General features: G+C 54.5%; 16 protein-coding genes, 1 tRNA gene and 1 CRISPR repeat array (1 of these 18 cut by a window edge). Of the genes, 8 read left to right on the forward strand and 9 right to left on the reverse strand.

From position 1 onward, the window contains the following. Positions 1 to 108 precede the first annotated feature (108 nt). The 3 genes from CKV68_RS04075 to CKV68_RS04085 are packed head-to-tail and all read left to right on the forward strand — an operon-like array spanning position 109 to position 2,948. On the forward strand, positions 109 to 1,236 hold the full coding sequence (locus CKV68_RS04075) for a sensor histidine kinase (protein WP_172457167.1): 1,128 nt from the start codon (positions 109 to 111) through the stop codon (positions 1,234 to 1,236). Continuing rightward, positions 1,233 to 1,859 (forward strand): response regulator, encoded by a 627-nt coding sequence (locus CKV68_RS04080; protein ID WP_013912172.1) that lies wholly within the window; start codon positions 1,233 to 1,235, stop codon positions 1,857 to 1,859. The genes CKV68_RS04075 and CKV68_RS04080 overlap by 4 nt, the downstream gene beginning before the upstream one ends. A gap of 45 nt (positions 1,860 to 1,904) precedes the next feature. Continuing rightward, entirely contained in the window at positions 1,905 to 2,948 is a 1,044-nt protein-coding gene (locus tag CKV68_RS04085; RefSeq protein WP_095075643.1) for a DUF418 domain-containing protein, read from the forward strand. A gap of 281 nt (positions 2,949 to 3,229) precedes the next feature. Here CKV68_RS04085 and CKV68_RS04090 read toward each other — a convergent pair. Beyond that, positions 3,230 to 3,311: transfer RNA gene (locus tag CKV68_RS04090), tRNA-Leu, on the reverse strand. Between the two features lie 125 nt (positions 3,312 to 3,436). Between CKV68_RS04090 and CKV68_RS04095 the strand changes: the two genes are divergently transcribed. Next, positions 3,437 to 3,883: a hypothetical protein gene (locus CKV68_RS04095; RefSeq protein WP_095075644.1), complete on the forward strand. Its 447-nt coding sequence runs from the start codon at positions 3,437 to 3,439 to the stop codon at positions 3,881 to 3,883. A gap of 76 nt (positions 3,884 to 3,959) precedes the next feature. Beyond that, positions 3,960 to 4,319, forward strand: a complete 360-nt coding sequence (locus tag CKV68_RS04100; protein WP_014526157.1) for a DUF3817 domain-containing protein — start codon at positions 3,960 to 3,962, stop codon at positions 4,317 to 4,319. Positions 4,320 to 4,389: 70 nt separating this feature from the next. Here CKV68_RS04100 and rdgB read toward each other — a convergent pair whose 3' ends face one another. The 7 genes from rdgB to clpS form a co-directional block, all read right to left on the reverse strand. Beyond that, positions 4,390 to 5,013 carry an RdgB/HAM1 family non-canonical purine NTP pyrophosphatase gene (gene rdgB / locus CKV68_RS04105; protein WP_095075645.1) on the reverse strand — a complete coding sequence of 208 codons (624 nt, stop codon included), beginning with the start codon at positions 5,011 to 5,013 and terminating at the stop codon, positions 4,390 to 4,392. Next, positions 5,010 to 5,744 (reverse strand): ribonuclease PH, encoded by a 735-nt coding sequence (gene rph / locus CKV68_RS04110; RefSeq protein WP_095075646.1) that lies wholly within the window; start codon positions 5,742 to 5,744, stop codon positions 5,010 to 5,012. The genes rdgB and rph overlap by 4 nt, the downstream gene beginning before the upstream one ends. Before the next feature lie 38 nt (positions 5,745 to 5,782). Beyond that, on the reverse strand, positions 5,783 to 6,550 hold the full coding sequence (locus CKV68_RS04115; RefSeq protein ID WP_013912181.1) for an MBL fold metallo-hydrolase: 768 nt from the start codon (positions 6,548 to 6,550) through the stop codon (positions 5,783 to 5,785). 72 nt (positions 6,551 to 6,622) lie between these two features. Further along, on the reverse strand, positions 6,623 to 7,444 hold the full coding sequence (gene murI, locus CKV68_RS04120) for a glutamate racemase (RefSeq protein ID WP_013912182.1): 822 nt from the start codon (positions 7,442 to 7,444) through the stop codon (positions 6,623 to 6,625). A gap of 138 nt (positions 7,445 to 7,582) precedes the next feature. After that, positions 7,583 to 8,401 (reverse strand): rhomboid family intramembrane serine protease, encoded by an 819-nt coding sequence (locus CKV68_RS04125; protein ID WP_095075647.1) that lies wholly within the window; start codon positions 8,399 to 8,401, stop codon positions 7,583 to 7,585. A gap of 85 nt (positions 8,402 to 8,486) precedes the next feature. Beyond that, positions 8,487 to 9,023 carry a DUF2017 domain-containing protein gene (locus tag CKV68_RS04130; RefSeq protein WP_095075648.1) on the reverse strand — a complete coding sequence of 179 codons (537 nt, stop codon included), beginning with the start codon at positions 9,021 to 9,023 and terminating at the stop codon, positions 8,487 to 8,489. Between the two features lie 97 nt (positions 9,024 to 9,120). Beyond that, positions 9,121 to 9,501, reverse strand: a complete 381-nt coding sequence (clpS, locus tag CKV68_RS04135; protein ID WP_013912185.1) for an ATP-dependent Clp protease adapter ClpS — start codon at positions 9,499 to 9,501, stop codon at positions 9,121 to 9,123. Between the two features lie 124 nt (positions 9,502 to 9,625). On the opposite strand from clpS, the gene CKV68_RS04140 reads away from it, so the two are divergent. The 3 genes from CKV68_RS04140 to CKV68_RS04150 all read left to right on the forward strand — a co-directional run bounded on the left by CKV68_RS04140 (position 9,626) and on the right by CKV68_RS04150 (position 13,534). Further along, the gene (locus CKV68_RS04140; RefSeq protein WP_014526162.1) at positions 9,626 to 10,981 is read left to right on the forward strand and encodes a nicotinate phosphoribosyltransferase; all 1,356 of its coding nucleotides are present in this window, start codon (positions 9,626 to 9,628) and stop codon (positions 10,979 to 10,981) included. Positions 10,982 to 11,047: 66 nt separating this feature from the next. Beyond that, the gene (locus CKV68_RS04145; RefSeq protein WP_095075649.1) at positions 11,048 to 13,012 is read left to right on the forward strand and encodes an ATP-dependent DNA helicase; all 1,965 of its coding nucleotides are present in this window, start codon (positions 11,048 to 11,050) and stop codon (positions 13,010 to 13,012) included. Between the two features lie 21 nt (positions 13,013 to 13,033). Then, complete coding sequence (locus CKV68_RS04150) at positions 13,034 to 13,534, forward strand: GNAT family N-acetyltransferase (RefSeq protein ID WP_014836720.1); 501 nt, start codon at positions 13,034 to 13,036, stop codon at positions 13,532 to 13,534. On the opposite strand, the gene serB is transcribed toward CKV68_RS04150, so the two are convergent. Next, the gene (gene serB / locus CKV68_RS04155) at positions 13,531 to 14,808 is read right to left on the reverse strand and encodes a phosphoserine phosphatase SerB (RefSeq protein ID WP_013912189.1); all 1,278 of its coding nucleotides are present in this window, start codon (positions 14,806 to 14,808) and stop codon (positions 13,531 to 13,533) included. The genes CKV68_RS04150 and serB overlap by 4 nt on opposite strands. 307 nt (positions 14,809 to 15,115) lie before the next feature. After that, positions 15,116 to 15,332: direct repeats of the CRISPR family, unit length 29 nt; unit sequence CTTTTCTCCGCGTATGCGGAGGTAGTTCC; it runs 851 nt beyond the window's last position.

Consider the following 15,332-nt stretch of genomic DNA (forward strand, 5'->3'; position numbering starts at 1 on the left):
TCACACTGCTTCCGCACGTTCTTTCCTTTTTAGTGTACGAGCGCATTCACCATCGCTCACTAGAATCGCATAACACCACCTCCTATCTGCTTTTATCAGCTAAGGACGTTGTCCAGAAAAAGGCTTTGCGCACCCCGGTGCGACACCGCATCCTTCTCCTTCTCATGTGCGGATACGGTTATCATCGATCACGTGACTTTCCTCCGACGTCATCTCACGGAATTTCAGCTTGCCTTATTGCTGCTCCCCTTAGCTTTGGCGGCACTAGTTGAACTCGCGATGACAGAAAACCTTGTGCTTGCCCTCCCCGCGTTAGCTGCTGGAGTATGCGCAACCCTTGGTATTAAGAATCATCGCTGGCATCTAGCCCTGTGGGGAAACCTCTGTGCAGTCGCCATCGGTTATGCGCTAGGAAGCTACTGGACAAGCGCCGCCAACTGGGCATTGGTCATTTTGGCTGGCGTACTTGCGGCCAATACGTCGCCGAGTTCTCCTCGCTGGATGTCTATCGTTGCGGCTCTCACCGCGATGCTCATTCCGCTTCAGCTTGTCGTCTCCGATATAGGCATGGTTATCGTATGGCTGCTCGTTATCATCGCGACCATAGTGAGCTTTGCAATCGGTACTATTGTGCACTCAGAACGCGCGCGTTTGAAAGATCATGAAAGCGCAATTCGAGCACAAGTAAAAAGCGATATTGCGGACGATCTCCATGACATCGTGGCTCACGAAATCGCAGGTATCGTCGTCCTGGCTCAGGCGGGACGAACACAGGCCGATTCCGCTTCAAGCCAACTTCTGGAGCAGATCGAGTCTTCTGGAAAACGTGCCTTGGAAGCAATCCGAGACACCGTATCTCAAGCGCGCACTGCACCAGTAAGCGCCACAATCGCAGACATCGAACGGCTAGTCGACGACTTCTCCGGAGAGGCTACGTTCACTGCCCGCACCCAGGCGCCCACCAAAGCACTCATCACCGCAGAGCGCGTGGTATCCGAATCACTCACCAACGTGCTCAGGCACGCCCACGGCGCAGCGGTATCGGTAACATTGGAAGACATTGCGCAAGGACTAAAAGTTGTCGTTGAAGATTCGGGTGGAACCCCCGCACCCGGCTTAGACAGCGGTTCCGGCAGCGGACTGTATAGCCTAGGAAAACGCATACGTGCACTTGGAGGAACTTTTCATGCGTGCCCGCATGGAACTGGTTGGAAAGTAGAGGCAGTAATCCCATGATTCGTATCGTGCTTGCCGACGATCAAGCCATGGTGCGCACCGGCTTTCATATGATTCTCGGGTCACAGCCCGACATGGAGATTCTCTACGAAGCATCTGATGGCGCGGAGGCGCTTGACGCTATCACCAGACTGCGCCCGGATGTAGCCCTGTTGGATATCCGCATGCCGAGGATGAACGGCTTAGACGTCGCCAAGCAGATCGCGTCTCACGTATCTACGGTGATGGTCACCACGTTTAACGATGACACCTACGTGGACACCGCCTTGGACTATGGCGCACGCGGTTATCTGCTCAAAGACTCCGGGCCGGAATTACTTGTAGAGGCTGTTCGCTCTGCATATCGCGGCGATGTCCTCATTTCCCCCGAAGTGCTGTCGCTCTTACTTGCGCGCCGATCCAAGCTTAACGACGCCCCCTCCGAACTCCCGCTGACCAGTCGAGAGCTTGAAGTCGCACGGCTCATTGCGCATGGACGCACAAATCAAGAAATCGCCGCGGACCTCTTTATCTCACTTTCCACAGTAAAAACCCATGTCGCACGGATTCAAGAACGTCTACTCGTGCGAAACAGAGTGGAGATTGCGGCAGCATTGTGGCGTTCAGGAGAAATGTCTACGTAGTACTTTCGGCCGACACGCGCTCAGGGTTTTTCATCTCCTAGACCGATGGCAACGCACGATCTACGAGCAAAAATAGAACGTGTGAAAAATCGTATTGAATGGCTCGACGTTGTTCGAGGAATCGCATTATGTGGAATTGCCTTCGCCAACATTGGCACGGTATGGAAGGTGTCCGCGCCGCGAAGCCTCTCCTATGACTTTATGCAGCTACTAGTACAACAGCGCTTCTTTCCGATCTTTTCTTTGCTTTTTGGTATCGGATTCGGCTTGATGTGGTCAAAAAACTACGGACGCGTCCCGTTGCTGCGCCGCTTTCTCTTCATCGGTGCCTTGGGCGCGCTCCATCAGTTTGTCCATCCTGGAGAGGCACTCCTGTTTTACGCCGCAGCCGCGCTATTTATCCTTCTCCCTTCCACATATATGCCCCGAGCCTGGGTGTTAGCCTTCGGCGTCATAGCGACAGTCCTTGCCTCCCCATTTGGCGGGCCACTGCTCATTCCCGGTTTATTCCTCCTAGGTAGCGGCCTCGCTCAATATGGCATTCCTGCTGTACTAGCCGAAAAACCCCGTATTCCTGCCTACGCGCTGATTATTTTTACCCCTATTGCTCTCATCACCGGCTGGATGCAGTGGCAGAACAAGATCAACGCTGGTTTTAGCACTGAATCTGCGATCGCAGGGCTCGCTATCGCCGCCATATGGATCTGCCTGGCGATTCTTCTGTTGCACACGCCAGCTCGATCGTTCCTACAAACAGCTTTTGCGCCTATGGGACGCCTCGCACTCACCAACTACATCGGTGCGACGCTCATCATGCTGGCTGCTAACACAGTGATTAGTCTGCCCGATTCTCCAAAAGCTTGGGACATCGCATTCTTCTTTACCGCCGGGATGCTTGTCTTCCAGATGGTGCTGAGCTGGGTGTGGGATCGCACCCTTGGGCAAGGCCCCTTAGAGCGCCTCTGGCGCATGGTGACATGGTGGAGTTTCGCACCCAAGCGCTCAGATAATCGTGAACCTAGTAATCGTGAATCTAGTGCGGCGGTTGAAAACATCCACGAAACAGCTCAGCCTGTTCTTCAGAATTAACGTGTTGAGCACTAGTCCTGTTTGGTCTTCTTTATCCGGAGAAACCAGACAGGACTTCTGCTATTGAAGAGGGATCCATAATGCCGCTCTATCGTGGTTACCTCATCACGGTGTGATCGGCTTTCCAGAGCGCTTGCAACCATACTGCTCACATCAATACCGCAATACCGCGATGAACAAAGTTTTCGGATGTCGTGAAATCATCACGGAGAGTTAGCGGAAAGCTATGCCAGACAAAAGAAAAAGACCGCCTAACTCAGTTAGACGGTCTTTTCATACTGTGCGCCCGGAGAGACTTGAACTCTCACGTCCTAAGACACTGGAACCTAAATCCAGCGCGTCTGCCAATTCCGCCACGGGCGCTTAGCGCAGGTTCACTGCGCAACGTGTGATGATTATACGGGTCATTGGACGATTTTGAAAAACGCCAGGTTCTTGCGCTGAAGAAGAAGTTGGTTTTCCCACGTTAGCGGGTATCCTAAGACACTGTGAATAACTCCGACCAGACGTCCCCAGATCTGCCCACGGCCACTGAGCCACGGCGTTTCCGAGTCCGGTTATGGCACATTGTTTTTCTGGTGGTTTTTGTCGCAGCAACTCTCTCGCTCGCGTGGTGGCAGTGGACGCGCTTTAGGTCTGGAAGTGGTTCATTCCAGAATTTGGGCTACGCGCTGCAGTGGCCGTTTTTCGGTGGATTCTTCATCTATGCGTATCGCAAGCTCATGGAGTATGAGAATCAGCGCTATGCCAGCGATGCCGAGCTATATGGCAACGCGACAGAAGCCGAAGAGCACACACAAGAAAAGCTTCCTTTTACTGCAGTGTCCCAGGAGGAAAAGAGTTCCACTGAGATCGATGAGTCGTTCCTGCCCCAGCGCAAGACCTTGAGCATAGAAGAGTTCAACCAGCTTAACCAGCAAAAACGTCGTCGTTAATGCTCTGATCGCTGTCATGGATGTTTGTCTGTAGGCTTGTTAACCGAGTATCAAAACTAGGAGATTGTAAAGCAGTATGACTACCTCTACCCCGATTCACCCGGAGCGTAAGCGTCGTGTGCGCCAGGCCCTTCGTTATTTCTCTATTTCTGCGTGGGCAACCGGCGTTATGCTGCTGGTCCTCGTCGTGCGGATGATTTGTCAGTACGGACTAGGAATGGAAATCCCTGAGTGGGGCAAGTACATCGCCCAGGTTCACGGTTTGCTCTACATTGTGTATCTGGTGGCTTCCTTGAACTTGGGAACCAAGGCTCGTTGGGAGCCGACCAAGTGGCTGATCACGGCCCTCGGTGGCGTGGTGCCTTTCCTTTCCTTCTTTGTCGAGTCCTGGCGCCGCAAAGATGTGGAGAAGACTTTCCAGCTCAACGAGTCCTAAGCAGCGCTACACGCCCACGCATAAAGCTCGGCACTAGACGTACAAACCTAGTGCCGAGCTTTGGTGTTTTCTACGCGTCCTGGATGATCCGCGCGATCACAGGAACCAATTGGGTAAGCGCCTTCCCGCGATGAGAAAGTGCGTTCTTTTCCTCCGCCGAGAGCTCAGCCGAGCTGCGGCATGTGCCTGCGGCGTCTTCTTCCGCTGGTACAAATAGCGGGTCGTAGCCAAAGCCGTTGTCGCCCTGGGGTGCGGTCAGCAGTCGCCCTTCCCAGCGCCCCTCAACAACGTGTTCTTCCCCATCGGGGGTCACCAAAGCGCACACGGACACGAATGCTGCTTGTCGACGCCCCTCTGGCACGTCCCCCATCTGATTCAGGAGGAGGTTGTTGTTGGCTGCGTCGTCACCGTGCCCACCAGACCACCTGGCAGAAAGAACACCGGGCATCCCGTTGAGCTCGTCCACCGTCAGACCGGAATCATCCGCGATAGTGATAAGGCCGGTGTGTTTCGCCCCAGCGCGTGCCTTGATCAAGGCGTTATCGGCAAAATGCCGGCCGTCTTCTTTAGGCTCTGCGTAGGGTTCCACAGCATTGAGCGGAACAATCTCCGCTCCTGAGATACCAGCTGCCTCCAGAATAACTTCTAATTCTGTGAGCTTTTTGGCGTTATTAGATGCGACGAGAATTCTCATGCAATCCCCAAAACTGCTTTTTGCACCTCTACCAACTCCGCGCAGCCTTTCTCTGCAAAGTCGAGAATGCGTGTGAGTTCATCGCGGTCAAAAGTATTGTGCTCGCCGGTTCCTTGAATCTCCACAAAGCGGCCACTTTGCATGATCACGTTCATGTCTACGTCGGCACGGGAGTCCTCTTCATAAGGCAGGTCAAGGCACACGGTTCCGTCGATAACGCCAACAGAGACAGCAGCCACAGGATCCTTCAGCGGGTTGCCTGGAACGACACCTTGCTTTTGCAGATGAGTGATGGCGTCGGCAAGCGCCACATACGCACCCGTGATCGATGCGGTGCGAGTCCCGCCGTCAGCTTGCAGAACATCGCAGTCGATGTTGATGGTGTTCTCCCCCAGCTCGAAGAGGTCCACAGCGGCACGCAGCGAACGCCCGATCAGACGAGAGATCTCATGGGTGCGCCCTTTCACCTTTCCGCGCATCGACTCGCGCGGGTTACGATCCAACGTTGCCGCCGGGAGCATGGCGTACTCGGCGGTGAGCCAACCTTCGCCGGAATCGCGTTTAAAGCGTGGCACCCCAATTTCTGCAGAGGCAGTACACATAACTCGGGTGTTACCGAACTCGACCAAGACGCTTCCCGCAGGATTAGTGGTAAAGCCACGGGTGATTTTCACGGTACGCATTTGGTCAACTGCGCGGCCATCGGCGCGCTTAAAGTTCGAAGTAGTCATGCCCACCACACTACTGCAGCTGTTCTCTGCCCAAGAGACTAGATGTTGATTTCCATGCCTTGGTAGGAGATATCGATGGGACCGTCGTATTCAGATCGTGCCTTCTCAAGAGCTGCCTCGGCATTCCCCCACGGCGGTATATGCACGAGTACGAGCCGCTTTACTCCGGCAAGGCGCGCGATACGGCCGGCCTCCGCTCCGCTCATATGCATGTTGGGGGCCTTACCCTCGCTGGTCTCTCCCCACGTAGCCTCGCACAGAAAAACATCAGCATTGCGTGCGCACTCAATCAGGTTCTCTGTATAGGAACTGTCGCCGGAATACGCAATGATTTTCCCCGAGCGTTTATGCTCTACGCGCAGGGCAAACGTTTCAATCGGATGTATAACCGAATATGGCGTGATAGAAACAGCACCGACCAGCTCCTCCTGTGCGTTTTCCCACGGCGTAAACGCAAAGGTATCTGACATATCGTCGATGTTATCCACGGAATCGGCACTTAAGCGCCCCATTCGGATGGGGGTGTCTGTGGGACCAAAACACAGATTACGCCCCTTCGCTGCCGCCGTCGGATGATAGCGACGCCACACCAAGAGGGAAGGAAAGTCGACGCAATGGTCAGCATGTAGGTGCGAAAACACGACATGTGCATCGGAGGGATTCTGGACGCGTTCGAGCTGTGCTAGGACACCTGGCCCCATGTCCATGAGGATGCTGGGGGCGTTATCCATCTGAATGAGGTACCCGGAGGCAGCGTTGTCGGGGGCGCCCAGGCTTCCGGAACTTCCAAGGATGGTCAGCTTCATATTTTTTACTGTGCCACGATTACGTGCCAAGAGCGAGCGGAAAAGGGGCCATATCCACTAAGTGGATGAACTTTACACCTCCCGTAGCTTTTCGACGTGCGTCACATGCGGCCCCAGAAAACGCATGGCGAGCTGCTCAAATAAGGCAGGGTCTCCTGTGGACTCGAAAGAGCGAATAGGTTGCTTATCTGTGGCGGCGTCGGCAAGCATATCGTTGCGGCTCAGTGTCTTGAGCACGTCTTTTACGCATTCTTCCGAGGAAGAAATAAGGGTAACGTTATCCCCCACGGCGAGCTGAATCACGCCTGTCAGCAATGGGTAATGAGTACACCCAAGAACCAGAGTGTCTACCCCCGCGGCTTGCAACCCCTCCGTATAGCCTTGGGCTACTCCCAAGATTTGTCGCCCCGATGTGATGCCGCGTTCCACAAAACTCACAAAACTCGGGCAGGCTTGCGCATAGACATCTACACCGGGACTTGCAGCAAATAGCTCTTGATATGCCCCCGAGGCAATTGTTCCCTGGGTGCCCAAAACACCAATTTTGCCATTGCGGGTGGTGGCAACAGCGCGTCGTACAGCAGGAAGAATCACCCCGACCACCGGGATGCTATACCGTTCACGCAGATCACGTAACGCGGCTGACGTTGCTGTATTACAAGCGATCACAATCATCTTGCAGCCGCGAGCCACCAGCTCATCGCCGATCCGCATGGAAAGCTCTCGGACTTGGGCGATCGGTTTTGGTCCATACGGGCTATGAGCAGTATCCCCGATATATATCACTGACTCTTGGGGAAGCTGCTCCATAATTGCCCGAGCTACGGTCAATCCCCCCACACCGGAATCAAAAATGCCGATCGGCGAGGAGGCATCAATCGTACCTTCGTACACAATCGATGGCTCCACGCCTGGCACTTCTGTTTTCAAGGAATCCGACTTGTGGTCTTGTATCACGTAGTCCATGCTAATCCGGTCAGCCGGAAGTGTATAACGAGCACTGCCGTCCACCACTTTCGCGGGCCAGCAACATCAAGAGCGCTCAAGAGCTCGCTGTTCCCGGCGCGCTTTCAACGCTGGCGGGTCATCGGAAGTGATGGTCGCACCTGCGATGAGTCCGCCAATAGCTCCGAATAGGTGCGCCTGCCATGAGACTCCAACGTCGCCCGGCAAAACTCCCCAAATCAAACCACCGTAGATAAACGCCAAAACCATACCGAGCAGTACCTGCGAGAAGCTTCTATTGAAGATTCCTCGAACCACTAGATAAGCAAGCCAGCCGTAAATGAGACCGGAGGCGCCGATATGAGTGGTTCCGATTCCGCCAAAGATCCAGGTTCCCATGCCGCCGACAACCGCAGCGATCATTGTGACTTCCCAGAATGCCCGACGACCAGATAGGCCAATGAGGAACACAAAGATTAACCCGGGGAGGGTATTAGCTGAGAGGTGCATATAGTTTCCGTGCACGAGCGGCGACGTAAAGATATGCCAGATTGAGGCACCGTCTAGTGGGTGCACGCCAAGTCCTTGAGCGAGGGTGCCACCAAAAAATACGGTGTTCACAATATGAACTGCCCAGATGATAACCACATACCCCAAGGCCAGTACGGTAGCGTCGACTAAGCGTTTGCGCCCCATGGATCGCCACGAACTAGTATCCACGCCTCGCTGTGTCACCCTATCCGCAGAATAACCCGGCGTTGGAAGATACTGCGCGCCATACTCATGAGGAAGATACCCACCGCTAGTTGATACACCGCCGTAAGTATTTCTATCTGATTGAGCGTAGGGGTTAAATCGGTTCGTCATAATGAAGCACAGCCTAGTAAAGAAATCTCGCAGCTCCATCCCCTGCTGCTAGTAAAATGCTGGGAAAACGCCCAGCATACTGACAGTAATCGGGTGTCCCCGCTTCTAGAATCAAGCGCCTTGATTACCCCATCATCGCGTTCAGTAGTGACTCTTGGTTATAAGCCAGCCATTCGACCAGGTTATCTCGGTCTTGTTCAGCTTCTTCTCCAAAGACCTCTCCAGATGCCACGTAGAGGCGGATATCGTTAAGCGCAGCAACCCATGCATGCGCCTCTGGTTCCGTGATATCCACGTGAACACCGCCATCGGGGCCAAGAGCCTGACCGAGCACCTGCAAATGCTCAACCTTCGCACGCGTAATGTCTGTCTCGTGCAGACAACGCAACAAAGAATTATCTCCTTCGAATTCCTCGTCGCCTTCCTTTTCAAAATCTGGAAGTAGCCGGGCCAATGCGGGATCGGTGGGGGCTTCTTTATGCCCACTAGGCATACCGGTGAGCTCTGCCAACTCGTCTTTGGGTGCGGTTTGCGCACGGTGGATGAGGGCCTCACTCACGGTGGAGGCAAGGTTTCCAAGAACCTCTCGTTCCATTGGCTCAAGCACACATACAAAGTGGGCCCCGCGCATGAGGCCTTTCTTTTTCTTCCATGGCTGCATAGTGATTATGCCTTTCGATCAAAGGAGCGCTCGGCTTTTCGCCTATAAGCGCTACGGGACGCACGTGGGGAGCAAGGGGTGCACAAACCCCCAGGGACTAACCGCCCTGTTGCATCGTGGCCCACAGGCCAGCGGTGTGGAGCTTTTTCACATCGCCTTCAACTTTGTCGCGCTCCCCGGAGGACACCACGGCTTTGCCTTCTGTATGAACCTGCATCATCAACTCGATAGCGCGGCGCTTGCTATATCCGAGGATCGTTTGGAATACATACGTTACGTAGCTCATGAGATTGACCGGGTCGTCCCACACGATGCACATCCAAGGCAGATTTTCGCTGGAGGCCACGTCCACTGATAAATCCTCGTCAAGCTCTGGGGTAGCCATCGGAGAAGACACCACAACATCCATAGTGGGTGCTAAAACGACAGAAGGTAGCTCGTTAAGGGAATGAGTCACATCTTCTTGGTTGACTTGCATACAACACAGCCTAGCCCAATTCCTTAGTTGTTCCGCATGGAGCTTTTCTTTTGAGAGCCCGATGAAGATCTGAACACGACAGCCCCACAGTGAGCTGCCGCACAAATATACGGAAAAGCGTTTTATGACTTGTGCTTCAGCTCTCATCGTTTTCAAGGCTAAGCTTGTGTGCGTGACTGAATTCGAATCGACAGCATTGCTCACCGATATGTACGAGTTAACAATGTTGCAATCAGCGCTTGCCGACGGCACTGCATACCGCAACTGTACATTCGAGGTTTTCTCCAGGCGGCTTCCCAACGAACGCCGCTATGGTGTTGTCGCAGGAACAGCCCGAGTGCTCGAAGCGATTAAGCGCTATCGCTTCACCGAAAAGCAACTCGCTAGTCTGACGTTCTTGGACGCTACCACCATTGATTTTTTGCGTTCATACGAGTTCAAAGGACAAATCGATGGCTACCGGGAAGGTGAGCTCTACTTCCCCAGCTCCCCCATCCTCACCATTCGCGGAACATTCGCCGAGTGCGTCATCCTTGAGACGCTCATTCTTTCCATTATGAATGCAGACTCGGCAGTAGCTTCAGCGGCGGCTCGCATGGTCACGGCAGCAGATGGTCGTCCTATTTTTGAAATGGGTTCCCGCCGTACACACGAATACGCAGCGGTTACAGCTGCACGTGCTGCATATCTCGCAGGTTTTGTAGGTACCTCTAATCTTGAGGCGGTCTACCGTTACGGGATCCCTGGCTCCGGCACCGCAGCACACGCGTGGACGCTACTGCACGTCAACGATGATGGAACACCCAACGAGCCAGCAGCTTTCCAATCCCAGATCAATGTCCTCGGAGTAGGAACCACCCTTTTAGTGGATACCTATGACATTGCCAAGGGCGTTAAAACCGCCATCGAAATAGCGGGACCTCAATTAGGTGCTGTCCGCATCGACTCTGGTGATCTCGGTGTAATGACGCGAAAGGTGCGTCAAGAGCTTGATTCTCTGGGAGCGCATAATACTGGCATCGTCGTGAGCTCTGACCTAGATGAATACGCTATTGCTGGTCTGCGCGGTAATCCCGTCGATGCCTTCGGCGTGGGCACATCTGTGGTCACCGGTTCAGGGGCGCCGACAGCCGGAATGGTCTACAAACTTGTGGAAGTCGACGGACACCCCGTGGCCAAGCGTTCCCGAGGCAAGGCCATGGTGGGCGGAACTAAGCGAGCAGTTCGTACCCACCGCGCCACTGGAACAGCAGTCGAGGAAATTGTATTCCCCTACGACCACGAGACTCCTCAGATCGGGCAGCTTAATTCTTATGAACTCACCATCCCTCTGATGCGTAACGGAATAGTCGTGGATAACCTGCCCACGCTCGAAGAATCCCGCGCTTATCTAGCAGAACAGCTTATAACGTTGCCGTGGGAAGGACTTGCTTTGAGCAAGGACGAGCCTGTCCTGTCGACTCGGTTCATTGGTTTTTAAGTAGTCTTTTCGCAGGCCTAGGGGCCGCGGGAATCAACGTTGGGTGCAGCCTCTACACTGTGTCCTATGTCAGATTCGCCCCTTGCTTTATCCACCGATGAGTTACTGGATGCGGCGGTAGCTGCCCTCGGCGGCAGCCGTCGTAACGGCCAAGTGTCCATGGCCAACGCGGTGACCAAAGCACTCGAATCAGAACGCCATCTTGCAGTTCAAGCAGGAACAGGCACTGGTAAGTCTTTGGCTTATCTAGTTCCCGCCCTGCGCCATGCTCAAGCTACGGACTCCACGATCATCGTTTCTACCGCCACGATCGCGTTGCAAAGGCAGCTCGTGGAACGCGATCTTCCCCGGCTTGCCGACGCCCTCGAACCACACATGAGCAGGCGCCCCACCTTTGCCATCATGAAGGGCCGCGCGAATTACGTCTGCATGAATAAGATCGCTGCGGCCGAAGAACCAGAAGATGCTCTGATCGACGAGGAAGACCTCTCCTGGCTAGGCAAACACGTGGCACGGATTTATGAATGGGCCAACGAGACCGAAGTCGGCGATCGCGATAGCCTTGACCCCGGTGTTCCCGACTTGGCATGGCGACAGGTCAGCGTCAGCGCGCAGGAATGTATCGGGGCCAGTCGGTGCCCACACGGGGAAGATTGTTTTGCAGAAATAGCCCGCAAAAAAGCCCATGATGTAGACGTGATCGTCACCAATCACGCGCTCTTAGCCATCGACGCATTATCCGACGTCAACGTGTTGCCAGAGCATGAGGTGGTCATCGTCGACGAGGCCCATGAACTCGACGGCAGAATCACGGCCGTAGCCACCAATGAAATCGGTGTTACCGCGCTGACTATGTCTTCACGCCGAGCCGGGAAACTAGGCGCGGGAGACAAAGACCAAAAGCTCATCGACATCTCCAAAGAATGGGAAGACGCGATGCTCGCTGTGGAGCCGGGCCGGCTCACATCCCTTCCCGAGTCTCTTAAACAGCAAACAATCGCCCTCCGCGATGCCATCTGGTCTCTCCGGGAACATGTATCCCGAGTACCAGAAGGAGAAGCCGCAAACGATCCGGAACGGCACGCCGAGCGGATGTCTCTCTCAAATCATCTGGGTGACCAGCACGATTCTGTTGTCCGCATCCTTTCTGTCTTTGAAGAGGAGGACGCCGCCAGCCAAGAGGACGTCGTATGGGTGCTTCACGACGACCGCCGCGGCGTCATGATCAAAGTCGCCCCATTGTCCATCGCGGGGTTGCTCCACGCCCGTCTTTTTAGCGAGAATACGGTGGTACTAGCCTCTGCCACGCTCAATATCGGCGGCAATTTTAACGCGATGGCCGCCAGTTGGGGCCTGGCCAAGGGCTCGTGGGACAGCCTTGACGCAGGAACCCCCTTCGACCCAGCTAAGTCGGGAATTCTCTACACCCCCAACTCGCTCCCCGATCCTGGGCGCGATGGATTAAGCCCCGAGGTCATCGACGAAATATATGACCTCATCATGGCTGCCGGAGGCCGTACCCTCGGGTTATTCTCGTCACGCCGCGCCGCGCAACAAGCCACAGAAGCCATGCGCACCCGCCTGCCTTTCGACGTCCTCTGCCAGGGGGACGACACCACCGGTGCGCTCGTCGAAAAGTTCTCCAAACAAGAAAACACCTGCCTTTTTGGCACACTCAGTCTTTGGCAGGGCGTGGACGTTCCGGGCAAGGCGTGTTCGTTGGTCATCATCGACAGAATCCCTTTCCCCCGCCCAGACGATCCACTGCTACAAGCGCGTAAAGACGCAGCCGACGCAGAAGGCAGAAATGGCTTCATGGAGGTCGCGGCGACCCATGCTGCACTGCTCATTGCGCAAGGAGCAGGACGATTACTCAGGTCCGTGACGGACCGCGGTGTCGTGGCTATCCTTGACCGTAGGATCGTGACCAAGCGCTACGGGGCGTTCTTTATTAAATCGCTGCCGGCTTTCTGGCGTACCAACGATCCGCAGGTAGTGCGCGGCGCTCTCGCCCGCCTCGTCGCAAAGTAACTTGAACTAGGAAGGCTTGCCATGGCGCACATTCCCACTCTGCGCAACGAATCGATAAGGCTACGGCCTTTGGTGCTTTCCGACGCCCACGATCTCACCGCCACCTGTGTTGACCCATTGACTCAGAAATACACGACGATTCCCGCAGGTTACACCCTTGCTAACGCAGAAGAATTCATCACGACTGAACACGACAACCTACGGTGGGTGATCACGACCCTTACAAGCGACCGCTTCTGCGGGCAAATTGAATTACGGCCACTTGTTGGAGAACACAATGCCATGGATGTGGGCTACATGACAGCCCCATGGGCACGAGGGCAAGGCCTTATGACCTCAGCGTTACTGCTCGCCGTGGACTATGCATTCTCACTCGGCGTCCACCGCATTGAACTACGCACAGATCCTCAGAACAAGGCCAGCCAACGTGTTGCAGAGAAAGCCGGGTTCCTTTACCAAGGCCTCCACAATGACTTCACAGTCTATTCCTTGCTCGCCGACGAATACCGCTCGTCATACTAGTTTTTCTGCTGAGGCAGCGGGACTCTACGAATCTTTCCGTCCGAGTCATCTGCGGCGTCGATATCAGCCCTTGTAATACCGAGCATGTGAACGACCTCATCCAAAAATGGGGAGTTTACAGAGGTATCGGCGATCTCGCGCAATGCCGGCTTAGCGTTAAAAGCAATGCCCAAACCAGCGGCAGAGATCATGTCGATGTCATTCGCGCCATCGCCCACTGCGACAGTCTGATGCATTTCTATGCCTGATTCCCGAGCGAACTCTTCTAAGAATTCCGCCTTAGCTGCCCTATCGACGACCTTCCCAATCACCCGACCAGTAAGCTTCCCATCCACGATCTCCAGTGTGTTGGCGCGGACATAATCCAGCCCAAGGTCTTCTGCAAGACCTTCAAGAACCTGGATAAAGCCGCCTGATACTACAGCAGTCTTGTAGCCCAATCGCTTCAATGTCCGAATGGTTGTTCTTGCCCCCGGCGTCAATTCGATGGAATCAGCGACCTCACCGATGACGCTAGCGTCGAGACCCGCCAAAGCCTTGACACGCTCTCGCAGTGACTCTTCAAAATCCAGTTCGCCACGCATCGCGCGTTCTGTAACTTCTGCGACTTCTTTTTCCCTACCGGCGTGCGCTGCCAGCATCTCAATAACCTCACCGGTGATGAGCGTGGAATCACAATCGAAACAAATAAGACGCTTAGAGCGTCGCAAAAGCCCTGCACGCTCAATCGCAATGTCCACGCCCAGCTCTGTAGTGAGCTCGGCCAGAGCTTTGCGTAAAGGCATAGCAGCACCTAGCTCACGATTAGCGACAGTAATCTTCAACTCAAGACCAGTAACCGGATAATCAGAAATGCCACGGATCGTATCGATATTCGCATCAAAATTTGCCAGAGTCTGCGCTATACGCGACAAATCATGAGCTTCCACCGGGTCCCCAAGAATAACCACCTCATGCGTAGAACGGGGACGTGAAGACTGAGCGACTTCTTGCAGCTCAATCTTGACGCTCTGTCCATACGTCTTCAGAGTCTCCTTGAGACCGATCTCCAGAGTCTCCACACCCGCGGCCTCTACGCCCGCGAACACCGCCAGCCCGAGAAACCCCCGAAACTGCGACTGCTCAACATCAAGGATCTGCACGCCATTAGCAGCTAACACTCGGAAAGCTGCTGCCGACACTCCCTGTCGATCCTGGCCTGAAATAGTAATAACAGCCGGGGTCAGCTCTGGGCGAAGGCTAACAGTTACTTGAGGCTGGTCCAGTTCAATCACCGATCTATTGTCGCACGAAGCCTTTCAAATCCTCCCAGTGCTCCCCTTTTTAGGAATGACGGGCTCCGCATCAACGAATGCGCACTTGCTCCCCATCCTATGGGGCAAAGTACCTTTCCTTCGGTCTTGTGGTTTTACACCTTCTTGCGGATCCTGCGGGGGTGTGCAATAGTCTTTCCCACTTTTGTCATGGTCTAATAAGGAAGGCTAGTTTTCGCACCGCTTGTATGGAGTTAATGTGCTGATTCCAGACGCAGTTTGGACTGTTTTTGACTTCTTTGGTGAGTAAACGCGCAGGTAAGTTAGTCTTTTCTCCGCGTATGCGGAGGTAGTTCCACGTTGGAATCAACCCAGGCCCAGCCTTCTTGCTTTTCTCCGCGTATGCGGAGGTAGTTCCTGTGCGGCGTTCTCACCCAGCTGATTCCACGCGCTTTTCTCCGCGTATGCGGAGGTAGTTCCCGCCAGGCCCGCACTGTGGAAGTTGTGTTGCCCTTTTCTCCGCGTATGCGGAGGTAGTTCCCAAA

The sequence above is a fragment of the Corynebacterium ulcerans genome (assembly GCF_900187135.1).
Taxonomy (GTDB): domain Bacteria; phylum Actinomycetota; class Actinomycetes; order Mycobacteriales; family Mycobacteriaceae; genus Corynebacterium; species Corynebacterium ulcerans.